Genomic DNA, 23379 nt, shown 5'->3' with positions numbered 1-23379 from the left:
ATATGCCTAAAAAGAATAATGGATTAGGAAGAGGTTTAGATTCTTTGATTCCTTCAGATTTTTATGATGAAGATTTTGATAGTAATTCTTCAGAATCATTAGAAGATGTTTTAAATGATAAAGAAGAAAAAACTGTTGAAACTAAAGTTGAAAAACCTATTAAAGAGGATATAAATAAAGAAGCTAAAGAAGATAAAAAACCTGAAGTAATTTCTGAAGATACTGAAGATACTGAAGTTGATACTAAAGTAAATCAAGATGAATCAGATGATTTAGACGATGATCTTGTTCAAGAACATGTAAATGAAGTTTTAGAAATTGTTAAGAAAAATCCAAGAATTACTTTATGGTCTGTTAGATCATCTGCAGTATTTAGATATTTAAGAAAAACAAAGCCTGAATTTAGTATTAGTAAAGAAGCATCATCTTTAATTGATGAAGCAGTTTCTAAAAAATATCCTGATATTTGGGAATTATTTAAAGATATTTAAATATTAATTCTTTTTTTTATTATTTTTTATTTTCTTATATTCTATTTCTTTAATTAATTTTATTTTAATCTGACTTTGTTTTTATTATTTAGTTTATAGAATTTGTTTATTTTTTTGATTTTATTTTATTTGGATTTGTTTTTATTATTTAATTGGTCTTAAATTTTTTATATTTAAAAATACTTATTTAAGAATTAAATTTTAAAATAAAATCTTTTTAAGAGGCTATATTTTTTATTTACAATATTTAATTTTTAAAAGTTTTTTATTTATAAATTATAACTTATAACTTATAATTTAATTTTTTTAAAAATATATCTTAATTTTAATAAATTAGATAATTGATTATAGATAGTTGTCTAAAGAGTTTTGATATTCACCTTCTAATTTTATATAAGGTTCTGCTCTTTTTGTAACAACTCCTAATCTTTTTAAATCATCTAAATTATTAAATGGTTTTTTACGTCTAATATTAATAATTTCTCTTGCAGATTTTGTTCCAATACCTGGAACTCTTATTAAATCATGGTAATTTGCTTTATTAATTTCAAGTGGAAATATTTCCATTTTCTTAGCAGCTAATATTTTAGGGTCTTCATCTAGTGATAAATTTCCATCTTCATCAAATGCTATCTCTTTTGTTTTAAAATGATAATCATTTAAAAGTGCATCTGCATGATATAATTGATTTGTTCTTTTAAGATTACATTCTTTATTTTTTTCAAGTTCTGTTCCATTTATTGGGATAAATCCTGAAAAGTATGTACGTCGTAAATCTGTTTTTTTATATATTGATTCCATTCGTTTTAAAATTTCATCATCCGTTTCATTATTTGCACCTACAATTAATTGTGTAGTTGCACCTGATGGACAAAGATTTTTATTTCTTTTAGCTATTTTATTTATCCAATAAAGTCTTTTTAAAATATCTTTATTATAATCTTTAGTACTTGATAGTTCTGCTAAACCACTAGGACTTGCAGCTTCAATATTAATACTTACTCTATCTGCAAGTTCCATTGCTCTTTTTATTTGATCTTTTGATGCACCTGGGATAATTTTTAAATGTATATAATCTTGGTATCCATAATCTTTTCTAAGTATATTACAAGTATCTATTAGATTTTCCATTGTTTCATCTATTGAATGATTTACACCACTACTTAAAAAAAGACCATTAACATAAGCTTTATTATAATAATTAAGAAATACTCTGGATAATTCTCTTGGACTAAGTTCTAATCTTGTAAAATTTCTTTTAGAACAATTAATACAGTATTTACAATCATTATTACATTTATTTGTTAATAATGTTTTAAAAAGTGGTATAGTACATCCGTTTGCACCAGTTGCAGGATAAATTCCTGGAAGATTTACTTGTGATTTTTTCTGTTTATTTTTTGAATCACATAAATCAAATTGTGCACTATCACTTAATATTTGTGTTTTTCTAAGTTTATCCATTTTAATCATTTTATTAATAATTTTACTTATTTTAATAAGATTTTTCTAATTTTTTATCTAATAAAAATTAATTTATTTTCTAAATTATCTAATATACTATTTATATATTTATACTTTATTTTTTATCATTTTTTAAAAAACTTTTAATAATATTATTAATATTAAATTTATATATGAATATTGTATTAGCTGGAACAAGTAGTGCAGTTGGAAAAACAACAATTGCAACAGGAATTATGGGAGCTCTTTCTAAAGAAAAAAATGTACAAGCTTTTAAGGTAGGACCTGATTTTATAGATCCTTCTTATCATAGTTTAGCAACTGGAAATGTATCTAGAAATTTAGATTCTTTTTTTATGAATGATTATCAAATTAATCAGTGTTTTAAAAGGGGTTTAGAAATTTCAAATTCTAAAATTGGTATTGTTGAAGGAGTACGTGGATTATATGAAGGAATATCTCCTACTGGAGATGTTGGTAATACTGCTTCTATTGCAAAAGCATTAAATTCTCCTGTTGTTTTAATTATTGATTCAAGAAGTCTTGTTAAAAGTGCTGCTGCAGTAGTTTTAGGTTTTAAAAGCCTTGATCCTGAAGTTAATATACAAGGAGTTATTTTAAATAAAGTTAAAGGTAAAAGACATTATTTAAAAGCTAAAAAAGCCATTGAATCTTTAACAAATACAAAAGTTATTGGTGGAATCCCTAGAAATAAAGATATTGAAGTTTTACAACGTCATTTAGGTTTAGTTCCAGCATTAGAAAAAGAAACTATTGCATCTAATATTAATAAATGGGTTGAAATTGTTGAAGAATATGTTAATCTTGATGCTTTATTAGAAATTATGAAAGATTATTCCTCAAACTCTAATAAATCTATTAAAAATACTCAATATATTTCTGATAATGAAGAGTTTAAAAAAGCTGATTCCAATGAATTATGGAAAGTTGGAAATAAAAAACATGTTAAAATTGGAGTTGCTCGTGATGAGATATTTTCATTTTATTATCAAGAATGTTTTGATGCATTAGAAGATAATGGTGCTAAAATAATTGAGTTTAGTCCATATAAAGATGATGAAATCCCAGATGTTGATGGATTATATATTGGTGGAGGATATCCTGAGCTATTTACTAAAGACTTAGAAGAAAATTATTCAATGAGAAAATCTATCTATGATTTTTATAATAATGGTAATCCTATTTATGGGGAATGTGGAGGATTAATATATTTATCAAAATCTATTGATGGTAGAAGTATGTGTAATGTTCTTCCATATGATTCAAAAATGAATAAACATGTTCAAGGATTATCATATACTATTGCAGAAGCAAGTGAGGATAATCTCATATCTAATAAAGGAGATATATTCAGAGGACATGAATTCCATTATACTTCTTTAGGTACTGATGATAATGCTAAATTTGCTCTTAATGTTAAAAGAGGTAAAGGTATTAATGGTACTCAGGATGGTATTTATAATAAAAATGTAATGGCAAGTTATATTCATATTCATGCATGTTCAAATCCAAATTTTGCATATAATTTTACAAGATATATTGGTGAAAATTAGTTAAAATTATGTCCTTAATTATTGATTATATGTATAAAATTTAAATCTCATCATGATATTCTTTAACAAGGTTTTTCACTTTTAATTATTGATTATATGTATAAATTACTAGATATGGTAATTATAATAATGTACTTTGATATATGATATATTGATTAATTAGTACTAGTTAATTAGATATTATTAGATACTAAATTTAGTTAATTTAGATATTTTATTGTAGAATTTAAAATTATTTATTAGGTAATTGAAATGTTTAAAAAAAGAGACTATTTAAATCCATATATTATAGTTTTTCTTACTATTATATTTGTATTAATTTCAATCCCTATTCATTTTACAAGACCTAAATTAATACATTTTCCAAGTTCTTATGTATTTCTGTATATATTTTTAGGTATTGTATTTTTAATATTTGGATTTGAGTTTTCAGATTTTATACTTAAAAAAACTCAATTAATTAAAAAATTTTCAAAGATAAATACTAGGGTTAATAATTCTGATAGCTATTTTAGAGTATATTTAAAAAAATTAAATTTATTTGATGGATATTCTAATTTAGAGTTATTATTAGTATCTTTGATTATTTTTAGTTTAGTCTTACAGTTAATTAATTTTTATTTATTAGGTGGTATTCCATTATTTAGTGGATACCTTAAAAAGAAGGCAGCAAGTAAAATTTGGTTTTTATCATTTTTAATATTCTTACCATGTATTAATATATTACTTGCTAAGTATAATAGAAATGCTCATTATATTTTACTTCTTATTGGGATAATATTATTTTCATTAACTGGATATAGGACAACACCAATTGCAATATGTTTATCAAGTTTTATAACTTTATATTATACTCGTGAAATTAAAACTAAATACAGGATATTATTCCTAATTTTAATTGTATTACTTCTTATTGGAATTGGTTTTATTGCTATAAAATCTATTGAATGGCAACATTGGAAAATTAATCCATTAGAATTAGTTTCATATAGATCTGCATATACAATTAATATTCTTGATAAAATTGTTTATAAACAAGGAATTTCACATGGAGCACTTTTATATTCTACTTTAACAGGTTTCTTTTCATCTGTTGATCCTCGTGTTTTAGTTGGATCATATGTAATATCCAATTCTCATTCAACAACATCTACAATATTTGGTCCTTCTCTCCTTGATTTTGGATTTATTGGAATGTTTATACAGATGTTTATTTTAGGTTTTATTCTTAAATCACTTCATACAGTACAGAAATATAAACATGATATTTTTACTGCATTCTATGCTATAATACTTGCTCAAACAATAATATGGTTAGAAACAGGACCTACAGATTTAGTTGTTTGGATTTTTTATATATTGTCTATTATTGTTTTAATATATGGATTATATGAAATTAAGAATTCTTATCTTGAAACTTAATACTTAGCTATTTTTTTAGATTTTAGTATTAAGTTTTTAGCTATTTTATTTTTTTAGATTTTAATTATTTCATTTTTATAATCACTTATTTAAACAATTTATATTGGTGAATAGTTTTTATTAATTATCTTATTTTTATAATTACTTATTTAAACAATCTATATTGATGAATAGTTTTTATTAATTATCTATATTTTTATTTATTTTTTAATTATTTTTAAATTCAAATGAATTATTATTAATATTTCTATTTTATTATTTTTTTTTAGATATTTCTTAAAATCTTTATAAAATTCGCTTAATTTAAATAATTTATTTAATAAATTAATACATAATATATTTTATAAATTTTATAATTAGGTTGGTTTTTAATGGAAGATTCTAAAAAGTCTAAAAATCTAAATATATCTAATACTAATAAAGAAAATTATGAAGATGATGTATTATTAAATCAGCTTCACATGAGTCCAGATGAATTTAAAGATGAATTTGGAGTATCTATAAATGAATTTGAACAAGATGTGGGAGTATCTGTTAATGAGTTATTAGATAATTTAAACCTTTTAGATGATGATGAAAATAAGGTTCATACTGATTCTAATTCTAATATTATTAAAGATACTGAAGAAAATGATGATTCTATTGTAACTGGTATTAATGAAGCTAGAGAATATTTTAGACGTAGTAAATTTGCACCTAAAGATAATCCAAATAAAGTTGAACTTAGAACTTTAGCTTTTGCATGTGAATTAACACCAGCTAAAACTATTATTCCTGTAATTAAATGTATTAAGGGTCTTGAAGAAAAAGGAGAACTTAATTGGAAACATACTAGAATTATTGGCCTATATCATGGTGATGGTGTTAAGGAATTAATTGAACCATATTGTGATCAAGTTTTTTATATTGGTCAAGGAAGAAGAGCAAACCAATCTAATAAAGGCAATACTCATCTTGCAGGTCTTATTTTTAGAGATATTTTTAGAGCTCTTAAAGCAATGATAGGTGAACAAATTGATCTTCTTATTACTTGTGGTAATGCTGGAGATGTAAGAAAATCTATTGCTGCTGCTAAATTATTAAGAACTCCTGTATTACATATTGAACAAGATATTTACAATCCTATTGAATTAATTTCACAGGCTAACCTTATTACAGTACCTTCTAATGACTATGAGTTATATCTTAAAATACAGTATGGCCTTAAGAATGTTATTAATATTGGTGGATATCCAATGGCTAAATATGTTCAAGATCAAGTTTTAAATAGTGATTTATTATCTAAAGAAGATATTGAAAATAAATATGGTTTTAGTCATTATATTCTTGTTTTACTTGGGGGAGACTTAAAAAAAGAAGATTTATCTGATTTGATTCCATTAATTGATGGATTTGATTATCCAACCCTTGTTGCACCTTTTAGATTTGATAAATCTTATGTTGAAAATTTATCTAAATCTCCTAAAGTTAAAATATTAGATAATCATGTAGATATTATTAGTTTAACATATTCTGCTGATGCACTTATTTATGGTGCAGGTATGGGTATGACTATTGAAGCTGGAGTATTAAAAGTACCTTCTATTAAAATTTATGGCTATCATGTTTTCCATAGTAGTATAAATCTTGCAAAAGAATTAAATATTCCTATTGTAAATATTTGGGATATTCCAAGGGCATTAAGAAAATTATATCCTCCTAGCGGGGATCTTGTTGAAAATGGTCAATTAGCTATTTATAATCTTGTTAATATTATAAATAACTTTAATTACTCTCTTAAAAAAGGTAATATTAGAAGTACTTTTAAAATTTGGAGAGCTAGATCTAAATTTAAAAACTCTCAAAAATAATCATGTTTTATATTTAAATTTAATTTCAACTCTTTTTATCTTTTTATATTTTTTTGATTTTTTTTGAAAAACTATTTTTTTAAAAATTTAATTTTCTAGAATTAGTCTTTTCTTGTTTAGAGATAAATTATATAGAAATTTTAATTTTATTAAGGTATATTTTTATTTTCTTTTTTATTATAAGTTATAAGATTTAACTTATAAATTCTAATTATATTTTTTTATTATATCTTATAAGGTTTAACTTATAAATTATAATTATCTTATTAATTTAATTATAAGTTATAAATTATAAGTTATAAATTATAAGTTATGTCTTCATTAATTTAATTATAAAATTATTTTTATATTAAATATTATAGTTTTTTTAAGATTTATGGTTTGATATTTTTTTAATTCTAATTATATTAAAATTAAAATTGTTATTTTTTTAAAAATTTATTATAGACCTTTATTTTTTATAATAAACCTTTATATTTCTTTTTTTATTTAGTTTATAATGAAAATTATATTATATTATTTAAGTTTTTTGGTTTATTTATAAACAAAAATACTTAATAAGTATTTTAATATACTATTATTTGTGATATTATGGTTGTAAAAATTGGAATAGTTAAAAGCGGAAATATTGGTACATCACCAGTATTAGAATTATTACTTGATGAAAGAGCAGACAGACCTAATATTGATGTTAGGGTATTCAGTTCTGGTGCAAAAATGAACCCAGAACAAGTAGAAGAAGTAGTACCTAAGGTAAAAGACTTTGACCCTGATTTCTGTGTTTTCATAAGTCCTAACCCAGGAGCACCAGGTCCTGCTAAAGCAAGAGAATTATTATCTGAAGGAGACATTCCAGCATTTGTTATTGGAGATGCTCCAGGTAAAGGTAAAAAAGATGAAATGGATGAACAAGGTATTGGTTACATTATTGTAATGGCTGATCCTATGATTGGAGCTAGAAGAGAATGGTTAGATCCTACTGAAATGGCTTCATTTAATGCAGATGTAATTAAAGTATTAGCTGCAACTGGTGCTTACAGGTTAGTACAAGAAACATTTGATAAAATCATTGCAGATGTTGATGCAGGAAAAGATGTTGAATTACCAAAACTCATCATTACTGCTGATAAAGCTGTTGAAGCTGGTGGATTTGCAAACCCATATGCAAAAGCAAAAGCTTATGCTGCATATGAAATCTGTGGTAACTTAGCAAAACTTGATACTAAAGGATGTTTCATGATGAAAGACTACAAAGATTTCTTACCTGTTGTAGCTGCTGCACATGAAATGGCTAGAGTTGCTGCTAATTTAGCTACTGAAGCAAGAGAAATAGAAAAATCCAATGATACAGTAATGAGAACCCCTCATATGGGTGATGGTTCAATTGGATCTAAAGTAGAATTAATTTCTAAACCACAATAGATTAAAGTAGTTTTTTAACTACTTCTTCTACTTTTTTTATAATTGATTAAAGCTTTTTTTTAGATTTTTAACTATTTTTGTATAAATTATATATTATAATCTATATGTATTATTCTATTTTATCTATTTTTAATGATACATTTTATTTAATTAATTTTCTACTTAATTATTTTAAATAGATTTAAATTTATTTATAAAATTATTGTTTAATTTTTATAATATTTAGTTATTTAATTTTATTAGATTTTTTAAACTTATTTTATTTTATTTAAATAGTAAAAATAGTATTTATAAAAATTTATTTCACAAATTCTTATTTTTTAAAAAATTATTTAGTTTATTTTGAAAATTTGTTTTATTTAAAGTTTTAATTTTTAGCTTGTTTAAATCCTATTAAATAGTATTAATACCTAGAAATTGATTTTAAAAAAATATAGGGTTGTTGAATTCCTATTTTTTATAAAAATTTAAATAATAATTAATGCTTGAAAATCAATTTTAAGAAAATTTATTCAAAAGATTTCGAGGATTTCAACAAAGTCAAAATGTATTATAAAAATTAGAAAGATTTCAACAATCTTAATAATATAAAAATAATAAAAAATAGATGGTTTTATTTTATAAAACACCTTTAGTACTAGGTATTTTATCATGTTCAATTTTACATGCTTCTTTTAATGATTTAGCAAATGCCTTAAAAAGTGCTTCAGCTTTATGATGATCATTAAAACCAGAAACTTTAGCATAAAAGTTTATTTTAGCTGAATCAGCAAATGATTCAAAGAAATGTATTATGTTTTGACTGCTTACATCTCCAATTTTTTCATTAGTAAAATCAACATACATATTACAATAACTACGACCACTAATATCAATTGCAACTGTTGCAATTGAATCATCCATAGGAACTGTTGCATCAGCCATCCTTTTAATACCTTTTTTATTGCCAATTGCTTCTTTAAATGTTTCACCAAGTAATATACCAACATCTTCAATAGTATGGTGATCGTCTACTTCTATATCTCCTTTTGATTTAATATTTAAGTCAATAAAGCTATGTCTTGAAAATGATTCTAGCATATGGTCTAAGAAATGTAAACCAGTATCAATATTGTAATTTCCTTCACCATCTATGTTTAATTCAATTTCAATATCTGTTTCTGATGTTTTTCTTTTAAGTTTAGATTTTCTAGCCATTATATCACTGGTTATTATTTATTTTTATCCATTTCTTTCAACTAAAATTGCATCTTGTTTACATGCCATTGCACAAATGGTACAAACATGACAATATTGGAGATTTGATGCATGTGCAATATTATTGCTTATTTTCCAAATTTTACCACCTTTTGGACAGATTTCTTTACAATCTCCACAACCAATACATTTTTCCTCATCAACTATTATTTTTAAAATTTTAAACACCTCATATTTTTAGTGTTGCTATTGAAACAGCTTTAAATCCAATATAAACTTCTTTACCTATGGTTAATTCTAAATCTTTAGAAGCAGAAACGGTAACATCTGCACATATTGGTATGCCATCAACATCAATTTTTACTCTAATCATTTCATCTTCTAATTTTAATTCAACTATTTTACCTTTTAAAACATTACGAATACTGGATTTTTGTGGTTCTAGCATAATGAAAATATTATCATAACTAATTAATGCAATTATTCTATCTCCAACATTGTATTCTTCATTTAATGGAATTGTAATAATTGTGTTTCTCATTTGTATTTTCATTATTCTTTTTGATTTATCAATTTCAAGAACAGTTGCTTCGATTTCATTAACCTCTCTATGAAGCTCCATTATAGCATTGATTTTCTTACATTCCTTAAGAATCATCTTACCTTCTTCAGTTAAAGTAGTACTACCTCCACCACCTTTTCCACCTTTTGTAGTGTTTACTACTGCAATATCTAAATTAGATTCAATTTTATCTATATAATTTAGTGCAGTTCTGTAAGATACTCCAGTTTTATCAGCAGCTTCTTTAATTGAATTAGAAGAATTAATATATTTTAAAAGATTAAATTTCTTCTGATTAAGTAAATAGGATTTACCATCTAAACTTATTTTATATTCAACATCTGCAGTTACTTTTGTCATAAAATTACCTACCTATTGTAACTACATATACTTTTATTATTAAAGTAATTTAAAATTTTTTATATTAATATTTTTATTTTAAAATATTATAATAATAGGAATAATTAGTTTTATTATTCTATTCATTTATTGTTTTTTCTTCAATTTTTTTAACTATTTTTATATAAATTCCTTTTAAAGGACCAAATTTATTGTTTAAGCTTTTCATTCTTTCTATATCTTCAGATTCAAATATTCTAAGATAAATTAAGGAAATTAGATATATTATAGGACTTAAAATTACTGCAAGTATTAATCCATATACATTATTTGGAATTATATATAAAATTATACCCATTATAATACTTGCTAAGATGATTTTATTTAGTTTACTATATTTTAATTTAGATTTAGTAAGTCTTAATGTTATATAAACTGTAGGAACTGTAAATATTATTGTTGATATTGTTGTTGCAAGAGCTCCTCCAACAATTCCCATTTTTTGAATTAAAAACCAGTTAAGAATTATATTTAATCCAGAACCAAGAAGTAAAATATACATTGATATTTTTGGGTGTCCTATACCTTGTATAATACCTGTTGATACACTATATAATGCATAAAATGTCATACCAATAACAAGTATAGCAAGTGCACTTCCTCCTAATGAATATTGTGCATTTGTGAAATAAACAACTCTCATTATTGGTTTTGCAAATATCATAATAAAAACACATAATGGTAATGTTAATAATATTGAATATTCATAGGATTTAAATACATAATGATTTAATTGTTTTTTATCTCTTTTTACATATGCTTCTGCTGCTGCAGGTAATATTGTTGTTGCAATAGATGTAGATACCATTAAAGGTAATCTAGCAATAGGATCTGCTGCTGTAAAATATCCAATTAAAGTACTTGTTAAGAAGATACCCATAATAAAAGTAGAAATACTGTAAATAATCATTTCAGCAAGTGCTGTAACAGTTACAGGAATTGAAAAACTAATAAGTTTTTTTGCAAGTTTTAATTTATCTTTTATACTAATTTTAAAATTTGGATTTTTAATTTCAATATATTTTCCCATATATTTTTTGTATATATATACACCAGAAATTGAACTTAAGAAAAATCCTATAACTGAACCTAATACTGCACCAAAAGCATTTAATCCAATTAATACAAATCCTGTAGCAAAAATAATCATACCTATTTGTTCAACAGCTCTTGTTGCTACGATGTATTCCATTTTATATACTCCTTGGAATGCACCTCTAAATGCACCAACAATTACACTAAATGGAGTAATTAAACCTACAGCTTGTAATGGGAGTAATGCAATTGGATTTTTAAATACAGAATATGCTAACCATGGTGCTACAATGGTTATCATAATAAAACCCATAAATATTCCTAAAAAAACCATGATTTTCAGTGATGTTTTTATGGTTTGTCTAGCCATATCTTCTTTGTTTAGAGTATTATATTCAGATACATATTTAGCTATTGCAGGTGGAAGTCCACCTGCAGATAATATTTGAAATACTCCTTGGAATGGTAGAGTTAAACCTAAAATACCATACATTGCTGGTCCTAGTAAGGAAGCCATTAAAAAACGATAGAGATATCCACCAATACGAAATATTATATTTCCTATTAATATGAAAAAACTACCTTTAGCTACCTTAGATTCCGTCATTTTAGCACCATTTAAAAATAATACTTTTAAAACTATATTTAAAATTTTATATAAACTTTGTTGTTTTTTCTTTATTCTCTTTTATATTTCCTGTTTTTAATTTTTTTATAAAATTTTGCTTATATTATTTCTTATTATTCTAAATTACTGTCTATTGTTTTTTAATTATTCAAATATTTTATTAAATCAATTTTAGGTTTAAAAATCAGATATATTCCTTTTATATTATAATTCAATTAATTATAATCATTAATTTAATAAATAATCTCTTAAATTATAATTATTTAAAAAATAAGTTAAAAAAAGATTCATGTTTTTATATTTATTGAATATATTTATCTAATGCTTTAATATATTCATTTAATGTTCTATTTAAGCTTTCAAATCCATATTTATCTTTTTTAATTTCTTCTAAACTATCTTGTGACCAGAAACATGCACCTAGATTAGATCCAAATGGACCACCACTTATTGGAATTATTCCATGTAATATATAATATGTGTTTATTTCTTGTATTGCAAGTTCTTGTCCACCACATCTATCTCCTCCTATTGCAATACTCATACCTATTTTACCTCTTAATAAATTATAGTCAATTGCTTCAAGTGCTCTTGTTCTATCCATAACAGATTTTAATTGAGCACTGATACCACCACTATGTATTGGAGATGCTATTATTATTCCATCAGCTTCTTGTATTGATTTATAAAATTCACACATATCGTCTTTGTTAATACATTCTTTATTTTCAATACAGTAATCACAATGGAAGCAGTATCCAATTTTTTTCCCTTTAACTCCTAAAAATTTAGTTTTGAAATTGTTTTCATCTAATTTTTTAAGGGTTTCTTTTAAAACATATTCTGTTGTAGCAGATCTAGGGCTTCCACATATTCCTAATATTAATTTATCTTCTCTTTTCATAATTTTTAATTATATTTTAATTTAATAAATTTTTATCTTTTTAGATTTACTTTTAAAATCTTAAAATTTAATTGTCTTTTATTAATAGTAATATGTATATAAAAAGAATTTTAAATATTTAAATAGTATAAAAATTTTTAATAACTCTTATTTTTGGTGTAATAATGAGACATGTTAAAGGTATTGTTAAGAAATATTCTAGAGAATATACTAGAACTTTAAAGGATGGTAAAAGAAAAACCTATAAAACAGAACAAATTCAGATTACAATACCTAAACAAGATAATGTTTTTGAAGATAAAGAAGATGTATTAATTTTCCCATATTCTGAAGATATCTTAGATTATGATACTAAAATTACTTCATTAAAAGAAAAATATTCTCAATTAGAAGAAGAAAATAGGAATCTTAGTTTAAAACTTGAAAATTTTAATAATTTAGATAAAAAGAATCAAGAACTTAATTTTAAACTTAGTAAATTTGAAGATTTAGATAAAGAAAATAAGGATCTTTTATCTAAGCTTAATGAGTTTGAGGATTTAGATAAAAAGAATAAGGATCTTTTATCTAAGTTTGAAGATTTAGATAAAGAAAATAAGGATCTTCTATCTAAATTAAATGATTTGAATAGTGAGAATCAAAAACTTAATTTAAAGCTTGAAGACTTTAATAATTTAAAAGATGAGAATGTTGCACTTAATAATAGACTTAATGAACTTTTTAATTTAGAAAATGAAAATAAAATACTTTTATCTAAACTTGAAAGTCTTAATGATTTAAAAGATGAGAATATTGCACTTAATGAATCTATTGAAAATCTTAAATCTTTAAAAGAAGAAAATTTAGAACTTAAAATAAAACTTCAAACTATTGAAAATTTAAATGAAAATAAAGATTCTACTGAAGAAAAAGATAAATTAATTTCTCAACTTCAAGAAGAATATATTAATCTTTCTAAAAAATATGATGATATTCAAGAAGAGTTATATTCTACTCGATATGATAAAATTTCAAATGAATACACTATTAAAAGACTTAAAAATTTTATTTTAAATCAAAATTAGTTTAATCTTAGATTAGTTGAAATGTTTTATTTAGAGATTTAACTTAATTAATATTTAAGTTTAAAAAAAGTTTTCTTAAATTTTTGAAGATTTTAATAGATTTTAAGAATAATTTTTTATTTTATTAAGAATTAGTTTTTTCTATTTTTAAGTTAATTTACTTTATTAAAAATTAGTTTTTTTTATTTATTTTATAATTTTATATCTATTTTTAATTGAATAGATTATTTAAGGATTTTAAAGCATTTTTTATTAAAATTAGATATTTAAAATTTTAATTAAATTTAATGAAATATTAAATATTAAATTTATTTAATTAGATTCATTATTTATTTCTATATCCTTTTTCTTCTTTTTTAGTGAAATGTTCTTGTTCTGATTCATAGTTTTTATTCCATCTTTTAAGATTTGGTATGAAATTTATAAGTAATCCAGTTGCATCTCCTTCTCTTAAATCAGGATTTTTATCTAACATTTCTTGAGCTTTTTTAACAATCATATCTTCTACTGTTAAATCAGGTTCTGTAAATTCACCATTTTGATAACAATCTATACAATAATATTCATTTGGACTACCATCTTTATTTGTTCCAAGTTCATCTGTTCTTGTCATTGGTTTACCACATGAATTACAAAATCCCATATTATCACCTAATTATTAAAAAATCTCTATATATTAAAAAAAGTTAAAAAAAGAAAAAGTAATAGTTAAATATTTAAATAGTTTCATCTTCATCGAGAGCAAGTCTCATATTATCTGGGTCTACAGGGAAATGAGCTAAGAAATCATCAGCAGCCCTTCTAGGATCTCTAGAACCAATGATGTATCTTCCTGCAATAATAATGTCTGCTCCTTTTGAAGTTGCTTCTTCAACTTTTTCTGGAGTTATTCCTCCAGCAACAGCAATTAAACCATTACCTAAAATTTTCTTAATTTCTTTAATATTACCCCATTCAGTCATATCGCTAGTATCTTCACCTTTTTCAGCTTTACTAGTTTCTAAATCTACATTTCTGTGGAGTAAAACAATATCTGGTTTTAATTCAGGTTTGATTTGTTTAAGTTTTCCAGTAAAGTCATCTACATTCATCATATCTAAGATTGAGTAAATACCTTGTTTTTGTGTTTCATGAATAGCTTTTTCAATAGATTCAACAGTTCCAAGACCAGAAATTGCTACTGCATCAGCAGTTTCATCTGCTGCCATTTTAACTTCTACTCTTCCTACATCTAAAGTTTTTAAATCTGCAATAATAAATGCATCAGGACGTAATTCTCTGATTTTACTTACTACTCCTACACCGAATTTTTTAACAAGTGGAGTTCCTGCTTCAATGAGGATTCTTTCTCTTTGTGGAAGTGCATTCATGATTCTTTCTACAGCATCTAAGTTGTCTAAATCAAGAGCAACTTGTAAGTATGGTGGATTCCATAATCTTTGTACTTTGAAGCCCATAATTGGGTGAGTTCCACGATCTTTTTCTGCTAAAACTTTTTTCATATCTGGGTATCCATTCATTGCTCTTCTAATTGCTAATTTAGTAGCACCATAATTGTATTGGTATATTTTTCTGTAATCTTCAGCACCAGGTCCAATAAATACAGAAACTAATATAACAATATCATTTACAATATCTTTAGGTATTATTCCTTCTTCTACTGCATCAGCAACAGCTCTACCTACAGCGGTTTGTGCAGGTCCAAATACTTTACTTGCATCTTCTAAGTTTCCAACTGTAACTTTAGGAATAATTGCAGTTGCAGGTTTAGTCATTAAGTTTGGTCTAATAACAGTAAGAAGTGGTGTGTGTCCTACTGATAAATTAGTTAAACTTGTAGCAAAAGCAGTACCTGCTGGTCCTTCTTTATCACCAATTATTAAATCAACATGAGCTAATTCGTCTCCATTTCCAATGAGAGCTTCTCCTATATTATACATTTCATATCCTCCAATCATATCATTACTTAGAAAGTAATCATGAATTTGATTATTATATATTATGTTATTAAATACATAAATATTTTTTATTAAATTTATTTTTATATTTTTTATTATTTTAAATAATTTCTATTTTACACTTGAAATCCATGTCTATAAATATAAATTTATATAAGTTAAAATCTTAACTTATATACTTAATATTTATTTAGAAGTGGATTCTATTTGCAGTATTTCTTGGTATAGGTAATCTTCTGTAAGGCATTCCTTTAGTTTTTTCATGAATTTCATCTATTAATTCATCAATAGTCATATCCACTTTTTCACCAGTTTCCCTTACAGTTACTTGGAATTTATTATTTTCTAATTCTTTATCTCCAATAACGAATACATATGGTACCCATTCTTTTGCAGCATTCCTAATTTTTTTACCTACTCTATCTTCAGTATTATCTATATCTACACGAATATTATTTTCACTTAATTTATCTGCTAATTCATTAGCATATTCAAAGTGTTTATCTGCAATTGGTAAAATTCTTACTTCAATTGGACTTAACCATACAGGTAACATTGGTGATTTTTCATTAATTTCTGTTGCAGTTTTTTCAAGTAAACTACAAATAACCCTTTCAATACTTCCAGTAGGTGAACAATGTAAGATTGTTGGATGATGTTCTTCGTTATCTTCACCAAGGTAGTTAATATTGAAACGTTTACCACTTTCAACATCTATTTGTACAGTAGGGTTTTCAATAGGTCTTCCAAGATAATCAATTGCTGCAAAGTCTATTTTACAACTCCAGTAATGTTTTCTTTCAGGTAAAATTTCTAAAAGCATTGGTTTACCTATTCTTCTTGCAGTATTGTACATCCATTCTTTATGTTCATCATAAAATGCTTTAGTTGCTCTAAAGATAATTTCATAATTAACATCTAAATCAACACCAGTTTGTACACACATATCTACTTGTTTATCAAATTCTTCTAAAGTATTATCCATATCTTTACAGAAAGTATGGAAATCTGGCATTGTAAATGCTCTTAATCTTTTAAGTCCTACAACTTCACCTTTTTGTTCATATCTGAAACTGTAAGTAGATAACTCATATACTTTTGCAGGAAGGTTTTTCCAAGTTAAGTATGTATCTCCAAGTACTCTAAATGCACCGAAACAACATGCAAATCTAAGCATTAATGGATTTTTAGTAGCAGTTCTATATTGTCTTTCTCCAAATTTAGCTGCATGTTCTCTAATTGCATCATTTTCAAGATTGTAGAAAATTGGGGTTTCAATAGGCATTGCACCTTGATCTACTACTAAATTGTATACATAATCAGATAATAAATCACGTACTAAACGACCTTTAGGATACCATTTAAGATTTCCAACATCTGAAGCTGCTTCATAATCACATAATTCTTTTTCTCTCATTAATTTAACATGAGGAGGTTCACATTCTTCAGATTTAGCAGTACCTAATTCATTTTTAACTAATGTTTCTAATTGGCTTGTATTATCATATTCATAGTTTTCTGGGTCATAAGTTTTACCATCAGAAAGTATGAACCATTCTGATTTAGGACCTTCTTTTTTCTCTTCTTCATCATCAGACATATCTGATGTAATAGTTCTTGAAAGTTCACTTAATGGATGACCTTTACAAGATAATTTAAATCCTTTATACCAACCAAATGGAACTCTATATACATTGTATCCATCTTCTTTAAGGCTTTTTTCAGCATTTTCTAATATTTCTATTGCAAATTTTGGAGAGCCTAATGAAGAAGATAAGTGAGCATAAGGATATAATACAATATTTTCTGCTTTAACATCATTGTATACTTTTTTAACTTCTTTAACCATATTTTTAACGATTGCATCAGGATTTTTCTCATCTTCTTTCTCAACAGATGTGAAAACAACTAATGATTCATTAAAATCTCCTTTTTTATGAGCATCATCAATTTTTTCTGCTACAGGAGTTTTGTTTTTTGTCTCATATTTTAAATAATCTGAATGAATAAGTAATATTCGCATTTAATCACCTATTGTAAAAATTAATAATTTAAAAAATTAGTATAAATTTTTTATTATAACATTTTAAATTTTGTAGATAATATTATTTATATTATATTTTTTTATAAACTATTTTTATCTAATTTTTTTATTTTTTAAAAATTTTTTTATAAAAGAAATTATAAATAATTAGATGTCTACTTTTTATCGTTTTAAAAATGATATTAGGTTTTTAAAAATTTATTCTTAACTATTAATTTTTAAGTGATTATATGAATAGTGATAATGTAAAAAAAGGCCCACAAAGAGCACCACATAGATCTCTTTTAAGAGCTTGTGGTCTTAATGATGATGATTTTAAAAAACCATTTATTGGTATAGCAAACAGTTTTACTGAGGTTGTTCCTGGTCATATACACCTTAGGGAATTAGTTGAATATATTAAAAAAGGTATTATTGAAGCTGGAGGAATTCCTTTTGAATTCAATACTATGGCTATCTGTGATGGTATTGCAATGAACCATGAAGGTATGAAATATTCTCTTCCTTCAAGGGAAATTGTTGTAAGTACTGTTGAAAGTATGGCTAAAGGTCATAGTTTTGATGGTTTAGTACTTCTTCCATCTTGTGATAAAGTTGTACCAGGTATGTTAATGGCAGCTGGTAGATTAGATATTCCATCTATTGTTGTTACTGGTGGACCAATGAAACCAGGTCATTATAAAGGTAAAAATGCTGATTTAATTACAGTTTATGAAGCTTGTGGTGAATTAGCTGCAGGTAAAATAACTGAAGAAGATTTAAATGAACTTGAAAAAGTTGCATGTCCAGGTGCAGGTAGTTGTTCTGGATTATTTACTGCAAACACTATGGCTTGTGTTACTGAGACTTTAGGTATGAGTCTTCCAACTTGTGCAACTGCTCTTGCTCTTTCTGATGATAAAAAAGAAATTGCATTTGAATCAGGTAAACGTATTGTTTCATTAATTAAAGAAGATATTAAACCTTCTGATATTATGACTCAAGAAGCATTTGAAAATGCTATTGCTATGGATATGGCTCTTGGTGGATCTAGTAATACTGCTCTTCATATTCCGGCTATTGCAGCAGAACTTGAAGATAAAGGAGTATCTGTAAATCTTGATTTATTTGATAAAATTAGTAATGAAATTCCACATATAGCACTTCTTTCACCTGCTGGACAACATACTATGTTTGATCTTCATAATGCTGGAGGTATACCTGCAGTATTAAAAGCTATTCAATCTAAATTAAACAAAGATTGTCTTACTTGTAGTGGTAAAAAATTAGGTGAAATCATTGATGAAGCTGAAATTAAAGATTCAGATGTTATTCATTCAATGGATAACCCTATACATAAAGAAGGTGGATTAGCAGTATTAAAAGGTAATCTTGCACCAAATGGATCTATTGTTAAAAGAGGTGCTGTACCTGATGATTTATTACATCTTAAAGGACCTGCTAGAGTATATAATAGTGAAGAAGATGCTGTTGATGCAATATTTGGTGGTAAAATCAATGAAGGGGATATCATTGTAATTAGATGTGAAGGTCCAAAAGGTGGACCAGGTATGAGGGAAATGTTAAACCCAACATCTGCTATTACTGGTATGGGTATTAAAAATGTTGGTCTTATTACTGATGGAAGATTCTCTGGAGGAACTAGAGGTCCATGTATAGGACATATATCTCCTGAAGCTAAAAGTGGAGGACCTATTGGTCTTGTTAAAGAAGGAGATATTATTGAAATTGATATCTTAAATAAAAAACTTAATGTTGAATTAAGTGATGAAGAGTTAGAAGCAAGAAAAGGTACTATTGACCTTCCAGATAAAGAAGTTAAAGGTTGGTTAAATATTTATAGACGTTCAGTTTCTTCTGCTGATAAAGGTGCTATTTTAAGATAAATTATTTATCTTAATTTTTTTCTTTTTTTCATTGATTTTTATCATTAACCTTTGTTTAAACATATTATTTTTTAAATTTAATTATTATACTTAAGTTAATTTTTAAATAGAATATCTTTTTTTTAAGCTAAATTTTTTATAATTTTAAATACTAATTTTTAAATATTTATAAAATAAAATATAAAACTTAGTTTAATAAAATTGTTTTATATTTATTTATTAAATTTTATTATTAAATTATAAATCTAGTTAAATATGCTTTATAGATTTTATATACTGAGTTTATATTGATATTTTACAATTTACTAGTTTATTTAAATTTTTTTATTTATTAAATTCATAAAAAGGTGTTTCTTTGTCTGACACGAAAGAAATAATTCTTTATATTGTAATAATTTTTGTAGTCTTAATTGCAGGACAACATTTAAATGTTGTAGTATCTGGAAGTATGGAACCTGTTTTTTATAGGGGAGATATAGTCGTTGTTGAAAAGACTGATTGTTTCGGTATAAATGAATTTAATCCAAATGATGTAAAAGTAGGAGATATTGTTGTTTATGATGCAACATGGTATAATAGTCCAGTTGTACATAGGGTAATTAATATTACAAATATTAATGGAACAACATATTATGAGATTAAAGGAGATAATAATAAGCTTCCTGATCCTTATCTGGCTACTAGTAGTCAAATTAAAGAAAGAGTTCTTACTGTTAATGGTCAACCATTAATTATTCCTAAAATAGGGTATATCTCTATTTGGTTTAAAGGACTTTAGAATAAATCTTCTTTTTATTAAATTTAAAAAACTTGAGTTTTTAACTCTATTAAATTAATTTTTATTATAGGTGAATCAATGTATAATGAAATAGAAAAACTTGCTATAGATGCTTTATATGATGCTACTTGTAAATTAGATGCTGAAATTCCTAAAGATAAAATTACTTTAGAATTTCCTCCAAATCATGAATTAGGAGATATTGCATCTACTGTTGCATTTCAATTAGCACCTGTATTGAAAAAATCACCTGCAATGATTGCACAAGATATTGCAGAGGTAATTGAATGTCCTGAAATTTATACTAAAATTGAATCTAAAGGACCATATGTAAACTTCTTTATTGATTATAATTCATTTGCAGTTGGATTACTTAATTCAATTAATGATAATTATGGTCAATTAAGTAAAATTGATGAAAAAATAGTTCTTGAACATACTAGTGCTAATCCAAATGGTCCATTACATATTGGACATATTAGAAATTCAATTATTGGAGATTCATTAACAAGACTTTTAAAAGCTTCTGGTAGAGAAGTTGAAACACAGTATTATGTTAATGATATGGGTAGACAACTTGCTATGGTTGTTTATGGTATTAAAGAATTAGGTTTAAAAATAGAAGATCAAGGTGAAGATAAAGTAGATCATAATATTGGTCAAATCTATCTTAAAGTAAATCAAAAATTTAAAGAAGATCCTTCACTTGAATCTGGAGTGGATACTTTAATTAAAGAGTATGAAAAAGGGGATAATGAAGAATTAAATAAATTATTTGAAGATACTATTAATCATTGTCTTGATGGAATAAAAGCTACATTAAAACGTATGCATATTAAACATGATAAATTTGTTTGGGAAGGAAAATTTGTACGTAATGGTGATGTAGATAAATATGTTGATGAAATGGTTGAAATAGGCTATGCTCGTATGGAAGATGTTTTACGTCTTCAACTTGGTGAGTTTGGTATTAAAAATAGTCTTGTTTTAAGAAGAGCTGATGGTACTTCACTTTACTCTACAAGAGATATTGCATATCATATGTATAAATGTGACCAAGGAGATATTGTTTTAGATATTCTTGGTGCAGATCATAAACTTGCATTCCGTCAAGTAAAAGCTGCTCTTGAGATTCTTGAAAAAATAAAATCTAATAGTGATGAAGTAGAAGTTTTATTCTATGAATTTATTACATTACCTGAAGGAAGTATGTCTTCACGTACTGGTAACTTCATCTCTGTTGATGAACTTATTGATGAATCAGTAGAAAGAGCAAAAGAAGAAATTAAATCTAGACGTGAAGATTTATCTGAAGAAGAAATTGATGAAATTGCAGAAGAAATTGGTATTGGAGCAGTTAGATTCTTTATTGCTAAATTATCTCCAGAAAAACATATAAAATTCAAATGGGAAGAAGCATTAAACTTTGAAAGAGGTTGTGCATCTATTCAATATGCTCATGCTCGTGCTTCTAAATTACTTTCAAAAGCAAAAAATCAAGGTATTGATTTAGATAATTTAAAATTTGAAGATAATTGGGAACCTAATGAATTAGAATGTGATCTTGTTAGAACTTTAGCTAAATATCCAAAATTAATTGCAGAATCTGCAGAAATTAGAAGAATTCATCCAATTGCAGCATATTGTCAAGAATTAGCAAGTGACTTTAATAAATTTTATAAATCTAATCAAGTAGTTGGATCTGAATTCCAAGCTTCTAGATTAATTTTAGTTGAAAAAGCTAAAATTACTCTTAAAAATGCTTTAGATATTTTAGGTGTTGCTGCACCAGAAAGAATGTAGAGATACATTCTTTTTTCATATTTTAAAAAAATTTATAAAATTTATATTCAATGTATTTTAATTCTTGAAATTATTTAGAATAGTCTAATTTAATTAAATTGAATTTCATTTTAATGGTATTATTCTTAAAATATTCATATAATTTTTTAAATTTATTAAATATTATTTTTAAATATAATTTAGAGAGAAGTAATAATTTAAGTGGGGGTATTTTTTATAGATTTAACTAAAAATAACAGAATATTTTATATAGATGGATTAAGAGTTTTCGCTATTTTTTGTATTATTGCATGTCATATTTCTGCTATGTTTGTAGTAAAGCCTAATTTGTTTAATACAAAATTATGGTATTATTCACTTTTTTTAAATTCTTTAAGAGATGTTGGTGTTCCATTGTTTGTAATGATTAGTGGTGCATTATTAATTAATAAAAAAGATTCGTTTAAAAAATTCGTAACTAAACGTTTGAAAAGAGTTCTTATACCCTATATATTTTGGATAATAATTTTTATATTATTCGTATTCTTTTGTATTAGTATAAATTATCATTTTCATCATATGTCATTAAATCTTTTAGGGGCCTGAATTTTTGACTTGTTTTTGAGCCCTCATTTTTCTTATTTTTATATTTTTAATTATTGTATATTCTTGTTTTGTAATAATACAATTGTAAAATTAGTAATTTAATAAAAAAAGGTCGTTTAAACCAATAAATTTAAATAATAAGTGCAACAAATATATATTTGACGATTAAAATGTTGCATAACTTAAATTTTGATAAAAACGACCCAAATTATATTATGTTGGACAAAATATTTAAAATTATTGGTTCTAGAAAATCAAAACAAATATTTTCATCTAATGGTTTTAAAAACCTTAAAAAATTAGATACAGTAAT

General features: G+C 24.8%; 19 protein-coding genes and 1 pseudogene. 11 read left to right on the top strand and 9 right to left on the bottom strand.

The window, feature by feature from the left end; genetic code table 11:
* Positions 1-2 precede the first annotated feature (2 nt).
* The gene (locus tag T523_RS08845; protein WP_042707492.1) at positions 3-491 is read left to right on the top strand and encodes a hypothetical protein; all 489 of its coding nucleotides are present in this window, start codon (positions 3-5) and stop codon (positions 489-491) included.
* Positions 492-836: 345 nt separating this feature from the next.
* On the opposite strand, the gene T523_RS03235 is transcribed toward T523_RS08845, so the two are convergent.
* Positions 837-1955 carry a radical SAM protein gene (locus tag T523_RS03235; RefSeq protein ID WP_042707491.1) on the bottom strand — a complete coding sequence of 373 codons (1119 nt, stop codon included), beginning with the start codon at positions 1953-1955 and terminating at the stop codon, positions 837-839.
* A 173-nt stretch (positions 1956-2128) separates the two neighbouring features.
* Here T523_RS03235 and cfbB point away from each other — a divergent pair, with 173 nt between their 5' ends.
* The 4 genes from cfbB to T523_RS03215 all read left to right on the top strand — a co-directional run bounded on the left by cfbB (position 2129) and on the right by T523_RS03215 (position 8223).
* Positions 2129-3529 carry a Ni-sirohydrochlorin a,c-diamide synthase gene (gene cfbB / locus T523_RS03230; RefSeq protein WP_042707490.1) on the top strand — a complete coding sequence of 467 codons (1401 nt, stop codon included), beginning with the start codon at positions 2129-2131 and terminating at the stop codon, positions 3527-3529.
* Positions 3530-3781: 252 nt separating this feature from the next.
* Complete coding sequence (locus tag T523_RS03225) at positions 3782-4951, top strand: oligosaccharide repeat unit polymerase family protein (protein ID WP_042707489.1); 1170 nt, start codon at positions 3782-3784, stop codon at positions 4949-4951.
* Between the two features lie 371 nt (positions 4952-5322).
* The gene (locus T523_RS03220; RefSeq protein WP_042707488.1) at positions 5323-6801 is read left to right on the top strand and encodes a hypothetical protein; all 1479 of its coding nucleotides are present in this window, start codon (positions 5323-5325) and stop codon (positions 6799-6801) included.
* A 591-nt stretch (positions 6802-7392) separates the two neighbouring features.
* Positions 7393-8223 carry a F420-dependent methylenetetrahydromethanopterin dehydrogenase gene (locus tag T523_RS03215; protein ID WP_042707487.1) on the top strand — a complete coding sequence of 277 codons (831 nt, stop codon included), beginning with the start codon at positions 7393-7395 and terminating at the stop codon, positions 8221-8223.
* A 618-nt stretch (positions 8224-8841) separates the two neighbouring features.
* On the opposite strand, the gene hisB is transcribed toward T523_RS03215, so the two are convergent.
* From hisB to T523_RS03190, 5 genes are all read right to left on the bottom strand, one after another.
* Positions 8842-9420 (bottom strand): imidazoleglycerol-phosphate dehydratase HisB, encoded by a 579-nt coding sequence (hisB, locus tag T523_RS03210; RefSeq protein ID WP_042707486.1) that lies wholly within the window; start codon positions 9418-9420, stop codon positions 8842-8844.
* A gap of 24 nt (positions 9421-9444) precedes the next feature.
* Entirely contained in the window at positions 9445-9648 is a 204-nt protein-coding gene (locus T523_RS03205; protein ID WP_232229032.1) for a 4Fe-4S dicluster domain-containing protein, read from the bottom strand.
* A gap of 1 nt (position 9649) precedes the next feature.
* The gene (locus tag T523_RS03200; protein ID WP_042707485.1) at positions 9650-10342 is read right to left on the bottom strand and encodes a TOBE domain-containing protein; all 693 of its coding nucleotides are present in this window, start codon (positions 10340-10342) and stop codon (positions 9650-9652) included.
* Between the two features lie 118 nt (positions 10343-10460).
* The gene (locus tag T523_RS03195; RefSeq protein WP_042707484.1) at positions 10461-12023 is read right to left on the bottom strand and encodes a flippase; all 1563 of its coding nucleotides are present in this window, start codon (positions 12021-12023) and stop codon (positions 10461-10463) included.
* Positions 12024-12345: 322 nt separating this feature from the next.
* Complete coding sequence (locus T523_RS03190) at positions 12346-12948, bottom strand: flavodoxin family protein (protein WP_042707483.1); 603 nt, start codon at positions 12946-12948, stop codon at positions 12346-12348.
* 164 nt (positions 12949-13112) lie between these two features.
* On the opposite strand from T523_RS03190, the gene T523_RS03185 reads away from it, so the two are divergent.
* Positions 13113-14012, top strand: coding sequence for a V-type ATP synthase subunit I domain-containing protein (locus T523_RS03185; RefSeq protein ID WP_042707482.1), 900 nt, complete (start codon positions 13113-13115; stop codon positions 14010-14012).
* 325 nt (positions 14013-14337) lie between these two features.
* Here the strand turns inward: T523_RS03185 and T523_RS03180 are convergent, their stop codons facing one another.
* From T523_RS03180 to T523_RS03170, 3 genes are all read right to left on the bottom strand, one after another.
* Complete coding sequence (locus T523_RS03180) at positions 14338-14655, bottom strand: zinc ribbon domain-containing protein (protein ID WP_042707481.1); 318 nt, start codon at positions 14653-14655, stop codon at positions 14338-14340.
* A gap of 73 nt (positions 14656-14728) precedes the next feature.
* On the bottom strand, positions 14729-15952 hold the full coding sequence (locus T523_RS03175) for a bifunctional 5,6,7,8-tetrahydromethanopterin hydro-lyase/3-hexulose-6-phosphate synthase (protein ID WP_042707480.1): 1224 nt from the start codon (positions 15950-15952) through the stop codon (positions 14729-14731).
* 208 nt (positions 15953-16160) lie between these two features.
* Positions 16161-17993 carry a threonine--tRNA ligase gene (locus T523_RS03170; RefSeq protein ID WP_042707479.1) on the bottom strand — a complete coding sequence of 611 codons (1833 nt, stop codon included), beginning with the start codon at positions 17991-17993 and terminating at the stop codon, positions 16161-16163.
* 251 nt (positions 17994-18244) lie between these two features.
* Between T523_RS03170 and ilvD the strand changes: the two genes are divergently transcribed.
* The 5 genes and pseudogenes from ilvD to T523_RS08975 form a co-directional block, all read left to right on the top strand.
* Entirely contained in the window at positions 18245-19900 is a 1656-nt protein-coding gene (ilvD, locus tag T523_RS03165) for a dihydroxy-acid dehydratase (protein WP_042707478.1), read from the top strand.
* Positions 19901-20255: 355 nt separating this feature from the next.
* Positions 20256-20678: a signal peptidase I gene (locus T523_RS03160; RefSeq protein ID WP_042707477.1), complete on the top strand. Its 423-nt coding sequence runs from the start codon at positions 20256-20258 to the stop codon at positions 20676-20678.
* Positions 20679-20756: 78 nt separating this feature from the next.
* The gene (argS, locus tag T523_RS03155) at positions 20757-22481 is read left to right on the top strand and encodes an arginine--tRNA ligase (RefSeq protein ID WP_042707476.1); all 1725 of its coding nucleotides are present in this window, start codon (positions 20757-20759) and stop codon (positions 22479-22481) included.
* A gap of 201 nt (positions 22482-22682) precedes the next feature.
* The gene (locus tag T523_RS03150) at positions 22683-23066 is read left to right on the top strand and encodes an acyltransferase family protein (RefSeq protein WP_042707475.1); all 384 of its coding nucleotides are present in this window, start codon (positions 22683-22685) and stop codon (positions 23064-23066) included.
* A gap of 170 nt (positions 23067-23236) precedes the next feature.
* A pseudogene (locus tag T523_RS08975) lies at positions 23237-23379 on the top strand (IS5-like element ISMefo1 family transposase); the annotation flags it as partial.

This window comes from Methanobrevibacter wolinii SH, assembly GCF_000621965.1.
Lineage (GTDB): Archaea > Methanobacteriota > Methanobacteria > Methanobacteriales > Methanobacteriaceae > Methanarmilla > Methanarmilla wolinii.
The sequence above is the reverse complement of the archived record's forward strand: the minus strand, read 5'-3'. Positions and strand labels throughout refer to the sequence as shown.

Bases quoted from the DNA above. Each gene is read 5' to 3' on its own strand.
- T523_RS08845 (WP_042707492.1), top strand. From the start codon at position 3: ATGCCTAAAAAGAATAATGGATTAGGAAGAGGTTTAGATTCTTTGATT.
- T523_RS03235 (WP_042707491.1), bottom strand. From the start codon at position 1,955: ATGGATAAACTTAGAAAAACACAAATATTAAGTGATAGTGCACAATTT.
- cfbB (WP_042707490.1), top strand. From the start codon at position 2,129: ATGAATATTGTATTAGCTGGAACAAGTAGTGCAGTTGGAAAAACAACA.
- T523_RS03225 (WP_042707489.1), top strand. From the start codon at position 3,782: ATGTTTAAAAAAAGAGACTATTTAAATCCATATATTATAGTTTTTCTT.
- T523_RS03220 (WP_042707488.1), top strand. From the start codon at position 5,323: ATGGAAGATTCTAAAAAGTCTAAAAATCTAAATATATCTAATACTAAT.
- T523_RS03215 (WP_042707487.1), top strand. From the start codon at position 7,393: ATGGTTGTAAAAATTGGAATAGTTAAAAGCGGAAATATTGGTACATCA.
- hisB (WP_042707486.1), bottom strand. From the start codon at position 9,420: ATGGCTAGAAAATCTAAACTTAAAAGAAAAACATCAGAAACAGATATT.
- T523_RS03200 (WP_042707485.1), bottom strand. From the start codon at position 10,342: ATGACAAAAGTAACTGCAGATGTTGAATATAAAATAAGTTTAGATGGT.
- T523_RS03195 (WP_042707484.1), bottom strand. From the start codon at position 12,023: ATGACGGAATCTAAGGTAGCTAAAGGTAGTTTTTTCATATTAATAGGA.
- T523_RS03190 (WP_042707483.1), bottom strand. From the start codon at position 12,948: ATGAAAAGAGAAGATAAATTAATATTAGGAATATGTGGAAGCCCTAGA.
- T523_RS03185 (WP_042707482.1), top strand. From the start codon at position 13,113: ATGAGACATGTTAAAGGTATTGTTAAGAAATATTCTAGAGAATATACT.
- T523_RS03180 (WP_042707481.1), bottom strand. From the start codon at position 14,655: ATGGGATTTTGTAATTCATGTGGTAAACCAATGACAAGAACAGATGAA.
- T523_RS03175 (WP_042707480.1), bottom strand. From the start codon at position 15,952: ATGTATAATATAGGAGAAGCTCTCATTGGAAATGGAGACGAATTAGCT.
- T523_RS03170 (WP_042707479.1), bottom strand. From the start codon at position 17,993: ATGCGAATATTACTTATTCATTCAGATTATTTAAAATATGAGACAAAA.
- ilvD (WP_042707478.1), top strand. From the start codon at position 18,245: ATGAATAGTGATAATGTAAAAAAAGGCCCACAAAGAGCACCACATAGA.
- argS (WP_042707476.1), top strand. From the start codon at position 20,757: ATGTATAATGAAATAGAAAAACTTGCTATAGATGCTTTATATGATGCT.